This is a genomic window from Pseudomonas sp. NFACC32-1 (assembly GCF_900101215.1).
Taxonomy (GTDB): Bacteria; Pseudomonadota; Gammaproteobacteria; order Pseudomonadales; family Pseudomonadaceae; genus Aquipseudomonas.
In genome coordinates this window covers 98,068-116,869 of the sequence record NZ_FMUL01000013.1, presented here as the reverse complement: position 1 = coordinate 116,869, position 18,802 = coordinate 98,068, and the positions used below count along the sequence as shown (strand labels likewise).

Annotated in this window: 20 protein-coding genes and 1 other RNA gene; 14 read left to right on the top strand and 7 right to left on the bottom strand. The window is 60.1% G+C overall.

Going from position 1 to position 18,802, the window contains the following annotated elements:
* The first annotated feature begins 120 nt into the window (after positions 1-120).
* The gene (locus tag BLP99_RS19555) at positions 121-621 is read left to right on the top strand and encodes a methylated-DNA--[protein]-cysteine S-methyltransferase (RefSeq protein WP_072396903.1); all 501 of its coding nucleotides are present in this window, start codon (positions 121-123) and stop codon (positions 619-621) included.
* Positions 622-699: 78 nt separating this feature from the next.
* Here BLP99_RS19555 and BLP99_RS19550 read toward each other — a convergent pair whose 3' ends face one another.
* Positions 700-1,137 carry a Z-ring associated ZapG family protein gene (locus tag BLP99_RS19550; protein WP_072396905.1) on the bottom strand — a complete coding sequence of 146 codons (438 nt, stop codon included), beginning with the start codon at positions 1,135-1,137 and terminating at the stop codon, positions 700-702.
* Positions 1,138-1,285: 148 nt separating this feature from the next.
* On the opposite strand from BLP99_RS19550, the gene BLP99_RS19545 reads away from it, so the two are divergent.
* From BLP99_RS19545 to zapE, 3 genes are all read left to right on the top strand, one after another.
* Entirely contained in the window at positions 1,286-1,915 is a 630-nt protein-coding gene (locus BLP99_RS19545) for an alpha/beta hydrolase (protein WP_072396908.1), read from the top strand.
* Positions 1,916-1,939: 24 nt separating this feature from the next.
* Positions 1,940-3,295: a tryptophan--tRNA ligase gene (locus BLP99_RS19540; RefSeq protein ID WP_072396910.1), complete on the top strand. Its 1,356-nt coding sequence runs from the start codon at positions 1,940-1,942 to the stop codon at positions 3,293-3,295.
* Positions 3,296-3,396: 101 nt separating this feature from the next.
* The gene (zapE, locus tag BLP99_RS19535) at positions 3,397-4,491 is read left to right on the top strand and encodes a cell division protein ZapE (protein ID WP_072396921.1); all 1,095 of its coding nucleotides are present in this window, start codon (positions 3,397-3,399) and stop codon (positions 4,489-4,491) included.
* Positions 4,492-4,682: 191 nt separating this feature from the next.
* On the opposite strand, the gene BLP99_RS19530 is transcribed toward zapE, so the two are convergent.
* A complete protein-coding gene (locus BLP99_RS19530) occupies positions 4,683-5,579 on the bottom strand; it encodes a GlxA family transcriptional regulator (protein ID WP_172834656.1) in 897 nt (298 codons plus the stop codon).
* 244 nt (positions 5,580-5,823) lie between these two features.
* On the opposite strand from BLP99_RS19530, the gene BLP99_RS19525 reads away from it, so the two are divergent.
* On the top strand, positions 5,824-6,960 hold the full coding sequence (locus tag BLP99_RS19525; protein ID WP_072396925.1) for an acyl-CoA dehydrogenase family protein: 1,137 nt from the start codon (positions 5,824-5,826) through the stop codon (positions 6,958-6,960).
* A gap of 130 nt (positions 6,961-7,090) precedes the next feature.
* On the opposite strand, the gene BLP99_RS19520 is transcribed toward BLP99_RS19525, so the two are convergent.
* Entirely contained in the window at positions 7,091-8,131 is a 1,041-nt protein-coding gene (locus BLP99_RS19520; protein ID WP_092181451.1) for an NADP(H)-dependent aldo-keto reductase, read from the bottom strand.
* Positions 8,132-8,376: 245 nt separating this feature from the next.
* Between BLP99_RS19520 and rplM the strand changes: the two genes are divergently transcribed.
* The 7 genes from rplM to BLP99_RS19485 all read left to right on the top strand — a co-directional run bounded on the left by rplM (position 8,377) and on the right by BLP99_RS19485 (position 13,250).
* Positions 8,377-8,805, top strand: a complete 429-nt coding sequence (gene rplM, locus BLP99_RS19515) for a 50S ribosomal protein L13 (protein ID WP_053146474.1) — start codon at positions 8,377-8,379, stop codon at positions 8,803-8,805.
* Positions 8,806-8,819: 14 nt separating this feature from the next.
* Positions 8,820-9,212 (top strand): 30S ribosomal protein S9, encoded by a 393-nt coding sequence (gene rpsI, locus BLP99_RS19510; protein ID WP_072396930.1) that lies wholly within the window; start codon positions 8,820-8,822, stop codon positions 9,210-9,212.
* Between the two features lie 255 nt (positions 9,213-9,467).
* Positions 9,468-10,061 (top strand): ubiquinol-cytochrome c reductase iron-sulfur subunit, encoded by a 594-nt coding sequence (petA, locus tag BLP99_RS19505; RefSeq protein WP_039591565.1) that lies wholly within the window; start codon positions 9,468-9,470, stop codon positions 10,059-10,061.
* Positions 10,061-11,272, top strand: coding sequence for a cytochrome b (locus tag BLP99_RS19500; RefSeq protein ID WP_053146468.1), 1,212 nt, complete (start codon positions 10,061-10,063; stop codon positions 11,270-11,272). Before petA ends, BLP99_RS19500 begins: the two co-directional genes overlap by 1 nt.
* Complete coding sequence (locus BLP99_RS19495; RefSeq protein ID WP_072396932.1) at positions 11,272-12,054, top strand: cytochrome c1; 783 nt, start codon at positions 11,272-11,274, stop codon at positions 12,052-12,054. Before BLP99_RS19500 ends, BLP99_RS19495 begins: the two co-directional genes overlap by 1 nt.
* Positions 12,055-12,205: 151 nt before the next feature.
* Complete coding sequence (locus BLP99_RS19490) at positions 12,206-12,823, top strand: glutathione S-transferase N-terminal domain-containing protein (protein WP_072396934.1); 618 nt, start codon at positions 12,206-12,208, stop codon at positions 12,821-12,823.
* Between the two features lie 16 nt (positions 12,824-12,839).
* Positions 12,840-13,250, top strand: coding sequence for a ClpXP protease specificity-enhancing factor (locus BLP99_RS19485; protein ID WP_072396936.1), 411 nt, complete (start codon positions 12,840-12,842; stop codon positions 13,248-13,250).
* 318 nt (positions 13,251-13,568) lie between these two features.
* Here the strand turns inward: BLP99_RS19485 and BLP99_RS19480 are convergent, their stop codons facing one another.
* The 4 genes from BLP99_RS19480 to BLP99_RS19465 all read right to left on the bottom strand — a co-directional run bounded on the left by BLP99_RS19480 (position 13,569) and on the right by BLP99_RS19465 (position 17,021).
* A complete protein-coding gene (locus BLP99_RS19480) occupies positions 13,569-14,147 on the bottom strand; it encodes a BON domain-containing protein (RefSeq protein WP_072396938.1) in 579 nt (192 codons plus the stop codon).
* Positions 14,144-14,737, bottom strand: a complete 594-nt coding sequence (locus BLP99_RS19475; RefSeq protein ID WP_007928463.1) for a phosphoheptose isomerase — start codon at positions 14,735-14,737, stop codon at positions 14,144-14,146. The genes BLP99_RS19480 and BLP99_RS19475 overlap by 4 nt, the downstream gene beginning before the upstream one ends.
* Positions 14,738-14,847: 110 nt before the next feature.
* A complete protein-coding gene (locus BLP99_RS19470; RefSeq protein WP_072396940.1) occupies positions 14,848-15,210 on the bottom strand; it encodes a YraN family protein in 363 nt (120 codons plus the stop codon).
* Complete coding sequence (locus BLP99_RS19465; protein WP_072396963.1) at positions 15,210-17,021, bottom strand: penicillin-binding protein activator; 1,812 nt, start codon at positions 17,019-17,021, stop codon at positions 15,210-15,212. The genes BLP99_RS19470 and BLP99_RS19465 overlap by 1 nt, the downstream gene beginning before the upstream one ends.
* A gap of 240 nt (positions 17,022-17,261) precedes the next feature.
* Between BLP99_RS19465 and rsmI the strand changes: the two genes are divergently transcribed.
* Entirely contained in the window at positions 17,262-18,134 is an 873-nt protein-coding gene (gene rsmI, locus BLP99_RS19460) for a 16S rRNA (cytidine(1402)-2'-O)-methyltransferase (RefSeq protein WP_072396965.1), read from the top strand.
* Positions 18,135-18,208: 74 nt separating this feature from the next.
* An RNA gene (rnpB, locus tag BLP99_RS19455) (RNase P RNA component class A) lies at positions 18,209-18,562 on the top strand.
* Positions 18,563-18,802: the final 240 nt, after the last annotated feature.

Below are 18,802 nucleotides of genomic sequence, written 5' to 3'. Positions count from 1 at the left end.
TCCGCTTTCTTGTCGGTTTTCGCCATGCCTGATTACCGCTTGGCGACGTTTCGTATAGAGCCTGATGATGTCGAGAGGCTCCGTGGCGATAACGGCCAGGGGCAGTAGAGGAATGAATCGATGTTACCCAGCTGCAAGACCATTCAATCTCCCGTGGGTCAACTGATCCTCGTGGCCCGGGAGACGAAACTGGCCGCCGTCCTGTGGGAAAACGAACGACTCAACCGCGTGCGCCTGGGGCCCCTGGAAGAAGACAGCCAGCACCCGGTGCTCAAGGAAACCGAACGCCAGCTCATGGAGTATTTCGCCGGCCAGCGTCGCCGTTTCGAGCTGGAGCTGGACTTTGCCGGTACGGATTTCCAGGTGCGGGTCTGGCAGGCGCTGCTGGGCATTCCTTTTGGCGAAACCCGCAGTTACCGCGACATCGCCATCCAGATCGGCCAACCGACCGCCGTGCGGGCGGTGGGCGCCGCCAATGGCCGCAATCCCATCTCGATCATCGCACCGTGCCACCGTGTCATCGGCACTTCCGGCAGTCTCACCGGTTTCGCCGGCGGGCTCGCCGCCAAGCAGTTGCTGCTCAGCCTCGAGGGCCAGCAAACCCTGCAACTGGCGTTCTGAGCCGGCCGCTGCGCGAGCTCAAGAAAAAGCCCGCCGGGATCACAGGATCGGGGCGGGCTTTTTCGTGTCGCTGCCTGATTACTTTTTCAAGCCGTAATGCTCATCGAGCATGCCGGGGGAGTTGGGCGCCTTGGGCGCGTAGTCCCGTGGCGGTTCCTGAACCTCTCGTGGCGGGGTCAGGCGTTCCCGGGGAGCCTGTCCTGCATCGGCGTGCAGGGCGGCCAGCAGGCGTTGGCGAGTCTGCTCGTCCAGGGCCAGGCGGTTGGCGCCCTCGGACAGGTGATCCTGGACATCCTGGTAGCTCTGGGTGAGTTTCTTCACCAGGGCAGCGGTGCTGTTGAAGTGAGTGACCACTTCATTCTGATAACTGTCGAAACGTTCCTGGATGTCGTCCAGCTGGCGTTGCGTGCTGTTGGGCACCGCATTGGGCAGCAGTCGGGCAAGCAGGAATCCAATGGCGACACCGGCGACCAGGGCAAGAGTCGGCAACAACCAAACTAAGAGCGAGTGTTCCACGAGTCCTTCCTCTATAAACGGCTTTGCTTTACGTTAACGGCTCGGACCTGCGCTGTATACCGCGAAGAACATCGCAATCATGCCAGGCACAGACTTTTAGCTAGACGAGTCGACCCAATTCGGGGTCACGGAGTTCTTTCCCTTGCTTATGCGCGAAACCCCTGTAGTCATCGATGGCCCAGTGGGCCAACTGGAAGCCTTGTACCTGGACAGCGAGGCGCCCCGCGGCCTGGCGCTGATCTGCCACCCGAACCCGGTGCAGGGCGGGACCATGCTCAACAAAGTGGTGTCGACCCTGCAGCGCACCGCCCGGGATGCCGGCCTGGTTACCTTGCGTTTCAATTATCGTGGCGTTGGCGCCAGCGCCGGCAGCCACGACATGGGCACCGGCGAAGTGGACGATGCCCAGGCTGCGGCGGCGTGGCTGCGGGAAAAACACCCTGACTTGCCCCTGACCCTGTTCGGTTTTTCCTTCGGCGGCTTCGTCGCTGCCAGCCTTGGCGGACGGCTCGAAGCCCAGGGCCAGTCGCTCAAGCACCTGTTCATGGTGGCCCCGGCGGTGATGCGCCTGGATGAACAGTCGCCCCTGCCGACCGGCGGTGCGTTGACCGTGATCCAGCCGGAAGACGACGAAGTGGTCGAGCCCCGCCTGGTCTACGAATGGTCCGATGCGCTCCAACGCCCCCATGAGCTGCTGAAAGTGGCAGAATGCGGACACTTTTTTCATGGCAAGCTGACCGATCTCAAGGATCTTCTCCTGCCGCGCCTCTCGAACTGACAGCAGCCTGACAAGCGATAACCCATGACCACTCGTACCCGCATCCTGACCGGCATCACCACCACCGGCACCCCGCACCTGGGCAACTACGCTGGCGCCATCCGCCCGGCGATCCTTGCCAGCCGCGACAGCAATGCCGATTCGTTCTACTTCCTGGCGGATTACCATGCCCTGATCAAGTGCGATGATCCGCTGCGCATCCAGCGCTCGCGCCTGGAGATCGCCGCGACCTGGCTGGCCGGCGGCCTGGATGTGAACCGCGTGACCTTTTATCGCCAGTCCGATATTCCCGAGATCCCGGAACTGACCTGGTTGCTGACCTGCGTCGCCGCCAAGGGCCTGCTCAACCGCGCCCATGCGTACAAGGCCTCGGTGGACAAGAACGTCGAGGCCGGTGAAGACCCGGACGCCGGCATCACCATGGGCCTGTACAGCTATCCGGTGCTGATGGCCGCCGACATTCTGATGTTCAATGCTCACAAGGTGCCGGTCGGTCGTGACCAGATCCAGCACGTTGAAATGGCCCGGGACATCGGCCAGCGCTTCAATCACCTGTTCGGCCAGGGCAAGGAGTTCTTCACCCTGCCCGAGGCACTGATCGAGGAGAGCGTCGCCACGCTGCCGGGCCTGGACGGTCGCAAGATGTCCAAGAGCTACGACAACACCATCCCTCTGTTCAGCAGCGCCAAGGACATGAAAGAGGCGATCTCGCGGATCGTCACCGACTCCCGCGCCCCGGGCGAAGCGAAGGATCCGGACACCTCGCACTTGTTCACGTTGTTCCAGGCGTTCGCCACCCCGGAGCAGGCCGCCGAGTTCCGTAGCGAGCTGTTGCAGGGCCTGGGTTGGGGCGAGGCCAAGAACCGTCTGTTCCTGCTGCTGGACGAACAGTTGGGGGAGTCCCGCGAGCGTTATCACCAGTTGATCGAGCGTCCGGCGGACCTGGAAGACCTCCTGCAACTGGGCGCGAAGAAAGCCCGGGCCGTGGCGACGCCGTTCCTCAACGAACTGCGCGAAGCCGTCGGCCTGCGTTCGTTCGTCAGCCAGGTCCAGGTGGCCGCCAGCACGAAGAAGAAAGCCGCCAAGGCTGCGCGCTTCGTCAGCTTCCGCGAAGACGACGGCAGCTTCCGCTTCCGGTTGCTGGCGGCCGATGGCGAGCAATTGCTGTTGTCTCGTCATTTTGCCGATGGCAAGACGGCCGGCCAGGCCACCAAGCAACTGCAATCCGGCCAACCCTTGGACGTGCGCAGCGAGGCATTGGCCTTCAGTGTCTGGCTCGAAGGTGAATGCGTGGCAGACAGCCCGGCGTTCGCGGACGAAGCCGCCCGGGATGCCGCCATCGAGGCGCTGCACGTTGCGCTGACACCCGCGCAGGACTGATTCGAAGCACCACCCGACCATCGGCCCGAATAAGGGCCGATTGCCATTCCTCGGGGCCGTCGCTACAGTGGCTGCCCGTTTTTGTTGCCTTGCTAACGAATATGACACCCCTAGAACGATATCAAGCTGATCTGAAACGCCCGGAGTTCTTCCACGACGCAGCCCAGGAAACGGCAGTGCGGCACTTGCAGCGCCTGTACGATGACTTGATCGCCGCGTCGAACAACAAGCCGGGCTTGTTGGGCAAACTGTTCGGCAAGAAGGAGCAGGCACCGGTCAAGGGCCTGTACTTCTGGGGTGGCGTGGGCCGTGGCAAGACCTACCTGGTGGACACATTCTTCGAAGCGCTGCCGTTCAAGGAAAAGACCCGGACGCACTTCCACCGCTTCATGAAGCGGGTGCACGAAGAAATGAAGACCCTGGGCGGCGAGAAGAACCCCCTGACCATCATCGCCAAGCGTTTTGCCAGCGAAACACGGGTGATCTGCTTCGACGAATTCTTTGTCTCCGATATCACCGATGCCATGATCCTCGGCACCTTGATGGAGGAGTTGTTCAAGAATGGCGTGACCCTGGTCGCCACCTCCAACATCGTGCCGGACGGCCTCTACAAGGACGGCCTGCAGCGAGCGCGCTTCCTGCCGGCCATTGCGCTGATCAAGGAACACACGGAAATCGTCAACGTCGACAGCGGCGTCGACTATCGCCTGCGTCATCTCGAGCAGGCGGAACTGTTCCATTACCCCCTGGACGCCGCTGCCGAAGAAAGCCTGCGCAAGAGCTTCCGTGCCCTGACACCGGAATGCACCCAGGCGGTCGAAAACGACGTGCTGATCATCGAGAATCGCGAGATCCGTGCCATTCGCACCTGTGACGACGTGGCCTGGTTCGACTTCCGCGAGCTGTGCGACGGCCCTCGTAGCCAGAACGACTACATCGAACTGGGCAAGATCTTCCATGCCGTGCTGCTCAGTGGCGTCGAACAGATGAGCGTCACCACCGACGACATCGCTCGCCGCTTCATCAACATGGTGGACGAATTCTACGATCGCAACGTCAAGTTGATCATCTCGGCCGAAGTCGAACTCAAGGACCTCTACACCGGCGGTCGCCTGACCTTCGAATTCCAGCGGACCCTGAGTCGCCTGCTGGAAATGCAATCCCACGAGTTCCTGTCGCGGGCGCACAAGCCGTAGGGTGATTCGGAAAACAAGAAAGGCCTGCGATCGCAGGCCTTTTTTGTGCGCGCCAGATCAGCAGTTCACGGATAACCCTGTGGCAGCGAGCTTGCTCGCGCTGGCGTCTTGTCAGTCAACATCAGTGCTGCCGAACCATCGCCATCGCGAGCAAGCTCGCTCCCACAGGGAATCGTTGCCAAGCCCTCGGCCTACGCCGCCTGCTGGAACTGCTGGCGATACTGATTCGGCGACAGGTCGGTGTGTTGTCGGAACAGCCGCGCGAAAAAGCTCGCATCGTCGTAGCCCACTTCATAGCTGATGGTCTTGATGCTCTTGCGGCTACCGGACAGCAGGCCCTTGGCGGTCTCTATTCGCAGCCGCTGCAGGTAATGCAGCGGTTTGTCCCCGGTGGCGGTCTGGAAGCGACGCATGAAGTTGCGAATGCTCATGCCATGTTCCCGGGCGACGTCCTCGAAGCGGAACTTGTCGGCGAAGTGTTCTTCGAGCCATTGCTGGATCTGCAGGATGATCACATCCTGATGCAGCTTCTGGCCACCGAAGCCGATGCGGCCCGGCGAATAGTTGCGCTGCACTTCATACAGGATGTCCCGTGCCACGGCCTGGGCCACGTTGGCGCCGCAGAAGCGTTCGATGAGATAGATGTACAGGTCGCAGGCCGACGTCGTGCCGCCGGCGCAGAACAGATTGTCGGCATCGGTCAGGTGCTTGTCCTGGTTCAGGTGCACCTGGGGAAAACGTTCCTTGAACGCGTTGAAGAAGCGCCAGTAGGTGGTGGCTTCCTTGCCGTCGAGCAATCCGGCTTCGGCCAGCCAGAAAACCCCGGTGGCTTCGCCGCACAGCACCGCGCCGCGGGCATGTTGCTCCCGCAGCCAGGGCAGGATCTGAGGGTAGCGCTGGCAAAGGCTGTCAAAATCATCCCAGAACGCGGGCAGGATGATCACATCGGTGTTTTCCAGGCCTCCGTCCACCGGGATGATCACATCGCTGAAGCTGTTCACCGGCTTGCCGTCGGGGCTGACCAGGCGGATTTCAAATGCCGGGGTCAGGCCTTGGCCCAGTTGTTTGCCATAGCGCAGGCTGGCCAGATGGAAAAAATCCTTGGCTTGCATGAGAGTGAAGGCGAAGACCCGGTCGATAGCCAGGATGCTGACGCGCCGCAAGGGCGTGGAGACGTGCTTGGACATAATTCATCTTTATTTTTATAGGGGATAGTGGTCACCAGACGGCTGGATCGTCTTATTTTTTGTCGGATGTGTCCAGTGTCTTGTCACTCCCCGCAGGCTTAGGCTCTGTGGGATAACCACATCCAACAATAACGAAAGGTGCGTCATGATCCCAAGAACCCTGTTCAGTCCCGAGCACGAATTGTTCCGTGACAGCGTACGAACCTTCCTTGAAAAAGAAGCCGTGCCCTACCACAGCCAGTGGGAAAAACAGGGTCATATCGACCGCCAGCTCTGGAACAAGGCGGGGGAGGCGGGCATGTTGTGTTCCCATCTCCCCCAGGCTTATGGCGGGCTGGAGGCGGACTTTCTCTACAGCGCGGTGGTGATCGAGGAAATCGGCCGCCTGGGCCTGACGGGCATCGGTTTCTCACTGCACTCGGACATAGTCGCGCCTTACATCCTGCATTACGGCAGCGAAGCGTTGAAGCACAAGTACCTGCCGAAACTGATCTCCGGCGAGATGGTCACGGCCATCGCCATGACCGAGCCGGGCGCCGGTTCCGACCTGCAAGGGGTGAAGACCACGGCCGTGCTGGACGGGGATGAGTATGTCCTCAACGGCTCGAAAACCTTCATCACCAATGGCTTCCTGGCCGACCTGGTGATCGTGGTCGCCAAGACTGACCCGAAGGCCGGCGCCAAGGGCACCAGCCTGTTTCTGGTGGAGTCGGGCACGCCTGGCTTCGAAAAAGGCAAGCGCCTGGAAAAGGTCGGAATGAAGGCCCAGGACACATCGGAACTGTTTTTCCAGGATGTCCGCGTGCCGAAGGAAAACCTGCTCGGGCAGGCTGGAATGGGTTTCGCCTACTTGATGCAGGAGCTGCCCCAGGAGCGCCTCACTGTCGCCATCGGCGGCCTGGCCTCGGCCGAAGCCGCGCTGCAGTGGACGCTGGACTACACCCGCGAGCGCAAGGCGTTCGGTAAATCCATTGCAGACTTCCAGAACACCCGTTTCAAGCTCGCGGAAATGGCCACCGAAATCCAGATCGGCCGGGTTTTCGTCGATCGCTGCCTGGAATTGCACCTGCAAGGCAAGCTCGACGTGCCGACCGCGGCGATGGCCAAGTACTGGGGCACCGATCTGCAATGCAAGGTGCTCGACGAGTGCGTGCAGTTGCATGGCGGCTACGGCTTCATGTGGGAATACCCGATTGCCCGTGCGTGGGCCGATGCCCGGGTGCAGCGGATCTATGCAGGGACCAATGAAATCATGAAGGAGATCATTGCGCGGTCGCTTTGATGCGGTGGTGAGCCTGGGTTCGCTATCGCGAGCAAGCTCGCTCCCACAAGGGTTCTGTGCTGATCACAATGTGATCATACACAAATCGCCTGTGGGAGCGAGCTTGCTCGCGATGGGGCCTATGAATCAATCAAGGCGCCGGGTTCGGCTGATCCTTGTGGATCGCCTCGATCCCCGCCAGCACCTCGTCCGACAGCTTCAGGTCGAGGCTTTCGATGTTGCTGTCCAGTTGCTCCAGGGTGGTGGCGCCAATGATGTTGCTGGTCACGAACGGCTGTTGGGTGACGAACGCCAGCGCCATCTGAGCCGGGTCCAGGCCATGCTCGTGGGCCAGCGCCACGTACCGGCTGCACGCGGCTTCCGATTGAGGGTTGAAATAGCGTGTGAAACGGCTGTAGAGGGTCAAACGACCCTTGGCCGGCCGTGCGCCGTTCTCATATTTGCCCGACAGGAAGCCAAACGCCAAGGGTGAGTAGGCCAGCAGGCCGCACTGTTCACGAATGGCAATTTCTGCAAGGCCGACTTCGAAGCTGCGGTTGAGCAGGTTGTACGGATTCTGGATCGACACCGCGCGCGGCCAGCCACGGGCTTCGGCCAGGGCAAGGAATTTCATGGTGCCCCAGGGTGTTTCGTTGGACAGGCCGATATGCCGGATCTTGCCGGCCCGCACCTGTTCGTCCAGGGCCTCGAGGGTTTCTTCCAGTGGCGTGAAGTTTTCATCGGCCTTGTGCTGGTAGCCCAGTTGCCCGAAGAAATTGGTGCTGCGCTCAGGCCAGTGCAGTTGGTAGAGGTCGATCCAGTCGGTCTGCAGGCGCTTGAGGCTGGCGTCCAGCGCCTGGACGATGTGCTGGCGGTTGTGCTTGAGGTTCTTGTCGCGGATGTAGTCGATGGTGTTGCCGGGACCGGCGATCTTGCTCGCCAGGATCCAGTCGGCGCGGTCGCCGCGGCTCTTGAAGTAGTTGCCGATGTAGCGTTCGGTGGTGGCGTAGGTGTCGGCTTTCGGCGGGACCGGATACATCTCGGCGGTGTCGATGAAATTGATGCCGGCACCCTTGGCGCGTTCGATCTGGGCAAAGGCCTCGGCTTCGCTGTTCTGTTCACCCCAGGTCATGGTTCCGAGACACAGGGCGCTTACGTTCAGATCGGTACGGCCTAGCTGGCGATAGTCCATCGGGGGCTCCTCGGGCAAAGCAAGCATAAAAGCAGGTTGAATTATTTTTCGCAATCTGCATAATTGCGCACCTCTTTCTGCAGTGGAAGTGATGCCCCGCCGCCGAAGAATCTTGCCGTTGAACGGACGCGCCGACCCGAGCCCCCGAAAGCGTCTGTATCCGGCTGCCTTTGACTTGTCAAAGTACGCACTATTCAGTAAGATCCGCCGTCTAATTTACAGGGCGGCCCCTGAGGCTATAAAGAATGAAAACTTTTACTGCTAAACCGGAAACAGTAAAGCGCGACTGGTTCGTCGTCGACGCTGCTGGTCAGACCCTGGGTCGTCTGGCCACCGAAATCGCGAGCCGTCTGCGTGGCAAGCACAAGCCTGAGTACACTCCTCACGTCGACACCGGTGACTACATCGTTGTGATCAACGCCGAGCAGGTACGTGTGACGGGTGCCAAGACCTCTGACAAGATGTACTACTCCCACTCCGGTTTTCCTGGTGGCATCAAGTCGATCAACTTTGAAAAGCTGATCGCCAAAGCCCCTGAGCGCGTGATCGAGACCGCGGTTAAAGGCATGCTGCCTAAGAACCCGCTGGGTCGCGACATGTATCGTAAGCTGAAGGTTTATGCGGGCGCTGCTCACCCTCATACTGCTCAGCAGCCCCAAGAACTGAAGTTTTAACGGAATAGTTCATTATGTCGGCGACTCAAAATTACGGCACTGGCCGTCGCAAGACTGCAACCGCACGCGTTTTCCTGCGTCCGGGCACTGGCAACATCTCCATCAACAACCGCTCCCTGGATAACTTCTTCGGCCGCGAGACTGCTCGCATGGTCGTTCGCCAGCCGCTGGAACTGACCGAGACCATCGAGAAATTCGATATCTACGTCACTGTCATCGGTGGTGGTGTAAGTGGTCAGGCTGGCGCCATCCGTCACGGCATCACTCGTGCCCTGATGGACTACGACGAAACTCTGCGCAGCCCACTGCGCAAAGCCGGCTTCGTTACTCGCGATGCTCGCGAAGTTGAACGTAAGAAAGTCGGTCTGCGTAAAGCGCGTAAGCGTCCTCAGTACTCGAAGCGTTAATTCGTCTTCGCGTTCAAAAAAACGCCCAGTTCCATACGGAGCTGGGCGTTTTTTTATGGGCAAAATAATTTGCTGTGACAACTTGCCACATCCGTAGAGCCCCTATACTACAAGGCTTGGCGGTATGACCGCTCGGTAATTACCTTGTCAGAATTGGGGGTTTTCATTACCATTCGGCAAAATTTTTATAAGTTCAGATTTTTACTTAGTAGACGCCTGATTCAACAGGCCACAAAGCTGATGGGAGAGGACTGAATGAGCAATGACGGCGTGAATGCAGGCCGGCGTCGCTTCCTGGTAGCAGCCACATCCGTGGTGGGTGCTGCAGGAGCGGTGGGGGCTGCGGTCCCGTTCGTGGGGTCATGGTTTCCCAGCGCCAAGGCGAAAGCTGCCGGCGCACCGGTGAAAGTGAATGTCAGCAAGATCGAGCCAGGCCAGCAGATGATTGCTGAGTGGCGCGGCCAGCCGGTGTTCATCGTCCGCCGTACGGAGGAAATCCTGGGGAATCTGAAAAAGATCGAGGGTCAGTTGTCCGACCCATCCTCCAAGAACTCGGTCCAACCGGAATACGTCAACCCTGAAACGCGTTCGATCAAGCCGGAAGTCCTGCTGCTGATCGGTATCTGTACGCACCTGGGTTGCTCGCCAACGTTCCGTCCCGAAGTGGCCCCTGCCGACCTGGGCAAGGATTGGGTCGGCGGCTATTTCTGCCCTTGCCACGGCTCCCATTACGACCTGGCCGGTCGCGTCTACAAGTCGCAACCCGCACCTCTGAACCTGCCAGTTCCCCCGCATTCCTATGAGACCGATGACATCATTGTCGTTGGCGTCGATACGGAGAAAGCGTGATGAGCAAATTAATGGATTGGTTCGATGCGCGCTTTCCCGCGACCAAAATGTGGGAAGACCATCTCAGCAAGTACTACGCCCCGAAGAACTTCAACTTCTTCTACTTCTTTGGCTCCCTGGCACTGCTCGTTCTGGTCAACCAGATCGTTACCGGTGTCTGGCTGACCATGAGCTACACCCCGTCGGCGGAAGAGGCGTTTGCCTCCGTCGAGTACATCATGCGCGACGTCGAGTACGGCTCGATCCTGCGTCTGCTGCACTCCACCGGGGCCTCGGCATTCTTCATCGTGGTCTACCTGCACATGTTCCGCGGCCTGCTCTACGGTTCGTACCAGAAGCCTCGTGAGCTGGTGTGGGTCTTCGGCATGCTGATCTACCTGGCGCTGATGGCCGAGGCCTTCATGGGCTACCTGCTGCCGTGGGGCCAGATGTCTTACTGGGGTGCCCAGGTGATCATCTCGCTGTTCGGTGCGATTCCTGTCATCGGCGACGACCTGACCCAGTGGATCCGTGGCGACTACCTGATCTCGGGTATCACCTTGAACCGCTTCTTCGCCCTGCATGTGGTGGCCCTGCCGATCGTGATCCTCGGCCTGGTGGTGCTGCACATCCTGGCGCTGCATGAAGTCGGTTCGAACAACCCTGACGGCGTGGATATCAAGAAACTCAAGGACGAAAACGGCGTACCGCTGGATGGCATTGCCTTCCACCCGTACTACACCGTGAAGGATATCGTCGGCGTGGTGGTGTTCCTGTTCATCTTCTGCTCCATCGTGTTCTTCTTCCCGGAAATGGGCGGTTACTTCCTGGAGAAACCGAACTTCGAGCAGGCGAACGCCTTCAAGACGCCTGAGCACATCGCTCCCGTCTGGTACTTCACACCGTTCTACGCGATTTTGCGGGCGGTTCCGGACAAGCTGCTGGGGGTCATTGCCATGGGTGCGGCCATCGCGGTGCTGTTCGTGCTGCCGTGGCTGGACCGCAGTCCGGTCAAGTCGATGCGATACAAAGGCTGGCTGAGCCGGATCTGGCTCGTGGTGTTCTGCATCTCGTTCGTGATCCTGGGCGTGCTGGGCGTATTGGCGCCAACGCCGGGTCGTACGTTGCTGTCGCAGGTCTGCACCTTCCTGTACTTCGCCTACTTCATTCTGATGCCTTTCTATACCAGGCTCGAGAAGACCAAACCGGTTCCGGAAAGGGTGACTGGCTGATGAAAAAACTATTCGCTGTATTGATTCTCGCTGCCATGCCTGTCCTGTCCTTCGCGGCCGAACACGGCGGACCAGAACTGGAAAAAGTCGACATCGACGTTTCCGATAAGGCCGCCATGCAGGACGGTGCCCGTACTTTCGCCAACTACTGCATGGGCTGCCACAGTGCCAAGTTCCAGCGTTACGAGCGCGTGGCCAACGACCTGGGCATCCCTCATGAGTTGATGCTGGAGAAGCTGGTGTTCACCGGCGCCAAGTTGGGCGACCACATGAACATCGGCATGCAGCCGGCAGACGCCAAGACCTGGTTCGGCGCCGCGCCGCCCGACCTGACCCTGGTCGCTCGCGTGCGTGGGACCGACTGGCTCTATGGCTACCTGCGTTCGTTCTATGAAGATCCGGCGCGTCCATGGGGCGTGAACAACAAGGTCTTCCCGAACGTGGGCATGCCGAACGTCCTGGTTGGCCTGCAGGGTCGCCAGGTCGTGGGCTGCAAGCAGGTCCAGATCGTCGAGGACGGCAAGAAGCAATTCGACCCGCTGACCGGCACTGCCTTGACCCATGAGGCTTGTGACCAGTTGACGATCCTGCCCAATACCGGCAGCCTCACTCCCGAGCAGTTCGATGAGAAGGTCAAGAATCTGGTAACCTTCCTGGCTTACTCGGCGAACCCGGTGAAGCTGGAGCACCAGCGCATTGGTACCTACGTGTTGCTGTACCTGGCGTTCTTCTTCGTATTCGCCTATCTGCTCAAGCGTGAATACTGGAAAGACGTACATTGATAAAGCTGTAAGCCGTTGCTGTTAATCGTGCGCGCCCAAGGGCGTCTCTGAAGGTGTAACGAGCCTGGTTGGCCAGGTGTTACGGGAGACGCCCTCTGGGCGCGCTCGTTTTTCCGTTTTTCAAGAATTTCAACAAGCGAGGAGGATCGCCATGGGCGTGACCAATCGGTTGGCCTGTTACTCCGACCCCGCCGACCACTATTCCCACCGGGTACGTATCGTACTGGCAGAGAAAGGTGTCAGCGCCGAGATCATTTATGTCGAGGCGGGTCGTCAACCGCCAAAGCTGATCGAGGTGAACCCTTACGGTAGCCTGCCTACGCTGGTCGATCGTGACCTGGCGTTATGGGAGTCGACCGTGGTGATGGAATATCTGGATGAGCGTTATCCGCATCCACCCTTGCTGCCGGTGTACCCTGTCGCTCGTGCGAACAGCCGTCTGCTGATTCATCGTATCCAGCGCGACTGGTGCGGATTGGTGGACCTGATCCTGGATCCGCGAACCAAGGAGTCGGATCGGGTGGTCGCGCGCAAGGAGTTGCGCGAAAGCCTGACAGGCGTATCGCCGCTGTTCATCGACAAACCGTTTTTCCTCAGTGAGGAACAAAGTCTGGTGGATTGCTGCCTATTGCCCATACTCTGGCGTTTGCCGATTCTGGGTATCGAACTGCCGCGGCCCGCCAAGCCGCTGCTTGATTATATGGAGCGCCAATTCGCGCGTGAGACGTTCCAGGCAAGCCTGTCTGGTGTCGAGCGCGACATGCGCTGAGGCTTAGGGAGCCGCTATGAACTCCAGTCGACCTTATCTGGTCCGCGCGCTCTATGAGTGGATTGTGGACAACGATTGCACCCCGCATATGCTGGTCAACGCCGAGTATCCTTCGGTGCAGGTGCCGCAGGGTTTTGCCAGTGATGGGCAGATTGTCCTCAACGTTTCGCCGGCCGCCGTGCGCCATCTGCACATGGACAACGACGCCGTAAGTTTCGAAGGGCGCTTTGGTGGTGTGCCGCACACGCTGTATGTGCCTATTGCTTCGATCCTCGGGATTTACGCCCGGGAGAATGGCCAGGGCATGGTGTTCGAGTTGGAAGCGCCATTGGATGGCGAGGATGAGTATGAGGCGGATGATGACTTGCCGCCGGATGACGAGCCGCCGCGGCCTAGTGGGCGGCCTAGTCTTAAGGTGGTGAAGTAGGGTTTTGTGTGTAGATCCGTTTCTGCGGTAACGGCTGCTTACGGTTCCGCCCTTACGGCGGGTCACTTTTGGCAGACGCCCCAAAAGTAACCAAAAGGTCTGTGCCCAGTGGTGGGGCAAAGCGCTTTTGGTTACTTTTGGCGCTTTTCCAAAAGTGACCCGCCGTCAGGGCGGAACCCTAAGCAGCCGTTACCGCAGAAACGGATATACACACAAACCAACCCCCCCAAAAAAAACGGCACTTCCCCATCTGAAGAAGCACCGTTTTCCAGCCAAGCCAAGCCAAGCCAAGCGCAGCATCAAGAACCGCAACTGCCCTCAGTCAATATACTCAAACAACTTAACGATCTTCTGCACCCCGGAAACTCCCTGCACCAGATTGGTCGCCTGGGCGGCCTCTTGCTTGGTCAGCAGACCCAGCAGATAAACAATACCGTTCTCGGTCACGACCTTGATGCGCGAGCCTGGAATACTGGCATCGGTGAGCATCTGGGTCTTGATCTTGGTGGTCAGCCAGGCGTCGTTCTGGCGCGCCAGCAGCGAGGAGGGTGGCAGGACCTGCAACTCGTTATGGACGGTCTTGACCCGTTGCACAGCGCTGGCGGCTTGCTCGGCCTTGGCCTTGAGGTCCTCCCTCGGGGTCTGGCCGGCCAGCAGCACGACACCGTTGAAGCTGGTGACGACGATATGCGAGTTGTTGTCCAGGTCCGGGTCGGCCTTGGCGATGTTCACGCCGGCCTTGGTTTCGATCAGAGAGTCGTCGATCTTGCTGCCGAAGGTGCGGGTGCCGCGGTCGTCTTCAATCGGCTTCTCCCGGCTGGCGTTCACCACCGATGTGCAGCCGCTGATGCCGAGGCACAGGGTCAGGGCCAGAAGGCCAAGGCGATTAGGGGTCATTCTTCACTCCCGAACAGTTGGCTGTCGATCAAGTCGCAGAGACAGTGGATCGCCAGCAGGTGGACTTCCTGGATACGTGCGGTGACATTGGCCGGTACGCGAATCTCGACGTCCTCGGGCAAGAGCAGTGATGCCATGCCGCCGCCATCGCGTCCGGTCAATGCTACGACAATCATTTCGCGATCATGTGCGGCCTGGATCGCCTGAATAATGTTGGCCGAGTTACCGCTGGTGGAGATCGCCAGCAATACATCGCCAGGCTGGCCCAGGGCGCGGATCTGTTTGGAGAAGACTTCGTTGTAGCTGTAGTCGTTGGCGATGGAGGTGATCGTCGAGCTGTCGGTGGTCAGGGCGATGGCCGGCAGGCTCGGGCGCTCGCGCTCGAAGCGATTGAGCAGCTCCGACGAGAAGTGCTGGGCGTCGCCGGCCGAGCCGCCGTTGCCGCACGACAACATCTTGCCCTCGTTGAGCAGGGCGTTGACCATCACCTGGCTGGCTTGCTCGATGTGCGGTGCAAGTACGTCCATCGCCTGCTGCTTGGTGTCGATACTGGCCTGAAAAAGCTGGCGGATTCGCGATTGCATGTCCATCTGTGTGACCTTAAGTAGCGCGACTTATCGGCACAGGCGTGTGCGGCGCGCAAAGCAAAGAGCAAAAATTGAATGAAGGTGTCCGGCCCGGTTCGTCATGACGTTGGCGTTCAACTGTCGAAGGCGTTCTGTAGCCAGTTCAACTGATCGGCGTTGCTGTCGATGGCAACCACGTCGAAACGACAGGGGTGATCGGCCCATTGAGATTCGCATTGCAGAAAATACTGCGCGGCGAATATCAGCTTCTGGCGCTTGCGCGCGTCGATGCTGTCGAGGGCGCCACCCCATTGGGTGTTTTTTCTGTAGCGGACTTCGACAAATACTACTGTATCGCCATCAAGCATGACCAGATCAAGCTCGCCGCGTTTACACAACCAGTTCTGCGCCACCAGGCGCAGACCGTGTTGCTGGAGATGCGCGAGGGCGAGGCCCTCGGCATTCCGACCGCTTTGCTGGCGTGATCGCTCGGGCATCAGCGCTGAGTGTCCGGCAGGCGCTGCACTTGACCGTTGACGAACTCGGCCCAGGGCAGTTGCCGCTGGATCCGCTGGGATTGCGACACCGCCAGGCTACCCGACAGGCCTTCGATACGGCTGTCCGGCAGGGTCTTGAGCTGACCCAGGCGTGGCGCCAGGCGGTAGGCATCCGCGCCCATCGCGTACAACCGGCCCAGGCTGCCGCCGGCCTGGGGCCATTGTGCGGTGACCTGCTTGCGCAGCGGGTCGTTGGCATCGAGCAGCCACGGGGTTTCGCAGAAACGGATACCGTTCATGTCGTTGTACTGGTTCTGGTCGCCGCTGGCACTGAACACCTGGGACGTTGCGTAGACCGGCACGTCGCCAGCGTATTGGAAGTTCAGGGTCGGCTTGATCTGCTGGGCCTGTTGCGGAGTCGAGGCCAGGAAAATGAATTCGATGTCCTGGCGACGGGACGGCTGGGCCGCAACCGTGGTGCCCACGGTGCTCTGCAGGCTCTTGGCGCGGGCTTCGCTCTGGCGCAGCTGGAACATGTCGGCGATCTGCTGGGCCAGTTGTACTGGCTGGTCGACGCGTTCGATAGCGACGATGGTGCCGCCGTTGGCTTGCCAGTCCTGGCTGAAGGCCTTCAGTACCCGATCACCCCATTCGCCTTTCGGCACCATCGCGGCTGCGCGATGCAGGCCGTCGGCGCGGGCGCGACGAGCGACTTCGCGAGCTTCGTCCTCCGGAGCCAGGCCGAACTGGAATAGCTGGGGTGGGCCTTGCTCGCCTTCGCTGTAGTTCAGCGCCAGGGTGGTGATCGGCAATTGCGGCCGCGTGCTGATCTGCTTGACCAGCGGTTTTTCCAGGGGGCCTACCACCAATTGCACGCCGTCCGCCTGGGCCTTGCGATAGAACTCGTCCATGGAGGTCAGGTTGGTGCTGTCGTAGAACTGGATGCTGGGTGGATTCTGCCCGGCCTGTTGGGCCTGGTAGTGGGCGGCCATGAAGCCTTCGCGCAGGGCCTTGGCAACCGTAGCCAGCTGGCCATTCTGGGGCAGCAGCAATGCGATTTTGCTCAGTGGCTGGCTGGCCAGCTCCTTGAGCTTGACCAGGGGTGTCGGCAACTGGATCGCGGCGGGATGCTTGGGGTTCTGCTCGCGCCAGCTATCGATGGCGGCCTGCTGCTGCTCCAGGGTGCCGGCGGTTTTCACCGCACGGGCCAGGCTCAGCCAGCCTCCGAGGTCATCGGTGGTGCTCGGTTGCAGTTGATCGGTGGGCAGCGAGGCGATCAGCGACCAGATGGCTTCGTGGTTTTTCGCCGCGGCCTCGTTCTCGAGCAGTGGCGCGATGAAGATCCGTTCCCGGGCGGCCGCCAGGGTCTGGCCATCGGCCTCCAGGGCACGGGCATGCACGGTGCCGGTACGGATCTGTTGTTCAACCGGCATTTCGCCCAGGTGCTGCTGGCTCGGATGGCTCAGGGCAGCCAGCGCCGCCTTGGGCTGATTGCGTGTCATGGCCAGTTCCGCCGACAGGGTGCTGGCGAAGATCTGCTGGCCAGGCTTGAGCTGTTCCAGCGGCACCTGTTGCAGGATCTGCGCGGACTGGCCGGCATTGCCTTGACGGTAGGCCAGGTCCGCCGCGCTCAGGCGCAGCAGGGCGGCTTTTTCCGGAGTTTTGCTTTGGGCGGCCTGTTCGAGCAGTTGCTCGATACTGGCATCCGGGGTCCGTGGAAGCTCGCCAAGGCTGGACGAGGGCGAGCTGGCGCAGGCCGCCAGAAGGGCAGCGAGGCAGAGAGCGGAAAACAGCCGCAGGCAAGCGATCATGTAAATGTTCCTGATACGAGATCAAATTAGCGTCGAATTGTACCCAAGCGCTGGCCGGGGTGCGATGTCGGTGGCGTGAATCGATCGATTTAGGTATTTCAAAGGGTGCGGCGCGCCACAAAAGTCAGGTATTGACCTGTGGCCAGGGCGCGCGCTCCCTGGCCACAATGGCTGAAGTGAACAGCCGAGACGGCCGGCACACGCTACAATGGCGGTTTTACCGATCATGAGGTATGCGCTTTGACTGTTCCAGGTGCTTTGAATTCCGCCGCCGGCTCGCTTTATGTGGTGGCGACGCCCATCGGCAACCTGGACGATATCAGCGCCCGGGCGCTGAAGATTCTGCAGGATGTTGCCCTGATCGCGGCCGAAGACACGCGCCATTCCCAGCGTCTGCTGCAGCATTTCGGCATAGGCACGCCGTTGGCGGCCTGCCATGAGCACAATGAGCGCGATGAAGGCAGTCGCTTCATCGCGCGCCTGTTGGCGGGCGATAACGTTGCGCTGATTTCCGATGCCGGTACGCCGCTGATTTCCGACCCCGGCTATCATCTGGTGCGCCAGGCCCGGGCCGCCGGTATCAATGTCGTACCGGTGCCGGGAGCCTGCGCGCTGATCGCAGCGTTGTCGGCGGCCGGCCTGCCGTCGGACCGTTTCATCTTCGAAGGTTTCCTGCCGGCCAAGGCGGTGGGGCGGCGGGCGCGCCTGGAGTCTATAAAGGAAGAGCCTCGTACCCTGATTTTCTACGAAGCACCGCATCGGATCCTGGAATGCCTGCAGGACATGGAGTCGGTATTCGGTCCCGAGCGCCCGGCGCTACTGGCCCGCGAGCTGACCAAGACCTTCGAAACCCTCAAGGGGCTACCGTTGGCGCAGTTGCGGGCTTTCGTCGAAAACGATAGCAACCAGCAGCGTGGCGAATGCGTGGTGCTGGTGGCAGGCTGGACGGCGCCGGAAAATGAGGAGGGTGTCAGCGGCGAGGCGATGCGCATCCTGGACCTGTTGCTCGAGGAAATGCCGCTCAAGCGCGCCGCCGCGCTTGCCGCGCAGATTACCGGCGAGCGCAAGAACGTGCTGTATCAGGTAGCGCTGGATAAACAGAAGGCCCGGTAAAACCGGACAGGCAACCTGGCCAAAGGCTTTTAGCGCTTGTTCTTCGCACGCTCTGCCGTTAACCTTCGCGGCGGAGAGTCGATCGGACAGTCGCTGCCCTCTATGAGAATTAGGGGGGGGAGGAAAGTCCGGGCTCCATAGGGCGAAGTGCCAGGTAATGCCTGGGAGGCGCGAGCCTACGGAAAGTGCCACAGAAAATAACCGCCTAAGCGCTTCGGCGCCGGTAAGGGTGAAAAGGTGCGGTAAGAGCGCACCGCACGGCTGGCAACAGTTCGTGGCTAGGTAAACCCCACTTGGAGCAAGACCAAATAGGGTCCCAAGGCGTGGCCCGCGCTGGGACCGGGTAGGTTGCTAAAGATGTCCAGTGATGGCCATCGTAGACGAATGACTGTTCAAGACAGAACCCGGCTTACAGATCGACTCTCCACCTTTTCCCTCCCTGCTGAAATCATCGGCAGCAGCAGTTGCTAATACCAAAAAAATCTTACTCTTAATAAATCACTTTAACTTGTGAGCGCAGTTTCCTGTGTTCGCTCGAATTATGGTGAAAAATCCTACGTCAGATTCCTGTTAGCCCTCCAGATCCGCTCCTAAATCTCCGATCTATAAGGCTTTTCCTTCAATCCGCGCCTTGACGGTGCAGTGGGCGCGTTCCTATAGTGTGCGCG

What these genes read in the sequence shown, in the direction of transcription:
- BLP99_RS19555 (WP_072396903.1), top strand. Translation starts at nt 121, where the DNA reads ATGTTACCCAGCTGCAAGACCATTCAATCTCCCGTGGGTCAACTGATC.
- BLP99_RS19545 (WP_072396908.1), top strand. Translation starts at nt 1,286, where the DNA reads ATGCGCGAAACCCCTGTAGTCATCGATGGCCCAGTGGGCCAACTGGAA.
- BLP99_RS19540 (WP_072396910.1), top strand. Translation starts at nt 1,940, where the DNA reads ATGACCACTCGTACCCGCATCCTGACCGGCATCACCACCACCGGCACC.
- zapE (WP_072396921.1), top strand. Translation starts at nt 3,397, where the DNA reads ATGACACCCCTAGAACGATATCAAGCTGATCTGAAACGCCCGGAGTTC.
- BLP99_RS19525 (WP_072396925.1), top strand. Translation starts at nt 5,824, where the DNA reads ATGATCCCAAGAACCCTGTTCAGTCCCGAGCACGAATTGTTCCGTGAC.
- BLP99_RS19520 (WP_092181451.1), bottom strand. Translation starts at nt 8,131, where the DNA reads ATGGACTATCGCCAGCTAGGCCGTACCGATCTGAACGTAAGCGCCCTG.
- rplM (WP_053146474.1), top strand. Translation starts at nt 8,377, where the DNA reads ATGAAAACTTTTACTGCTAAACCGGAAACAGTAAAGCGCGACTGGTTC.
- rpsI (WP_072396930.1), top strand. Translation starts at nt 8,820, where the DNA reads ATGTCGGCGACTCAAAATTACGGCACTGGCCGTCGCAAGACTGCAACC.
- petA (WP_039591565.1), top strand. Translation starts at nt 9,468, where the DNA reads ATGAGCAATGACGGCGTGAATGCAGGCCGGCGTCGCTTCCTGGTAGCA.
- BLP99_RS19500 (WP_053146468.1), top strand. Translation starts at nt 10,061, where the DNA reads ATGAGCAAATTAATGGATTGGTTCGATGCGCGCTTTCCCGCGACCAAA.
- BLP99_RS19495 (WP_072396932.1), top strand. Translation starts at nt 11,272, where the DNA reads ATGAAAAAACTATTCGCTGTATTGATTCTCGCTGCCATGCCTGTCCTG.
- BLP99_RS19490 (WP_072396934.1), top strand. Translation starts at nt 12,206, where the DNA reads ATGGGCGTGACCAATCGGTTGGCCTGTTACTCCGACCCCGCCGACCAC.
- BLP99_RS19485 (WP_072396936.1), top strand. Translation starts at nt 12,840, where the DNA reads ATGAACTCCAGTCGACCTTATCTGGTCCGCGCGCTCTATGAGTGGATT.
- BLP99_RS19480 (WP_072396938.1), bottom strand. Translation starts at nt 14,147, where the DNA reads ATGACCCCTAATCGCCTTGGCCTTCTGGCCCTGACCCTGTGCCTCGGC.
- BLP99_RS19475 (WP_007928463.1), bottom strand. Translation starts at nt 14,737, where the DNA reads ATGGACATGCAATCGCGAATCCGCCAGCTTTTTCAGGCCAGTATCGAC.
- BLP99_RS19470 (WP_072396940.1), bottom strand. Translation starts at nt 15,210, where the DNA reads ATGCCCGAGCGATCACGCCAGCAAAGCGGTCGGAATGCCGAGGGCCTC.
- BLP99_RS19465 (WP_072396963.1), bottom strand. Translation starts at nt 17,021, where the DNA reads ATGATCGCTTGCCTGCGGCTGTTTTCCGCTCTCTGCCTCGCTGCCCTT.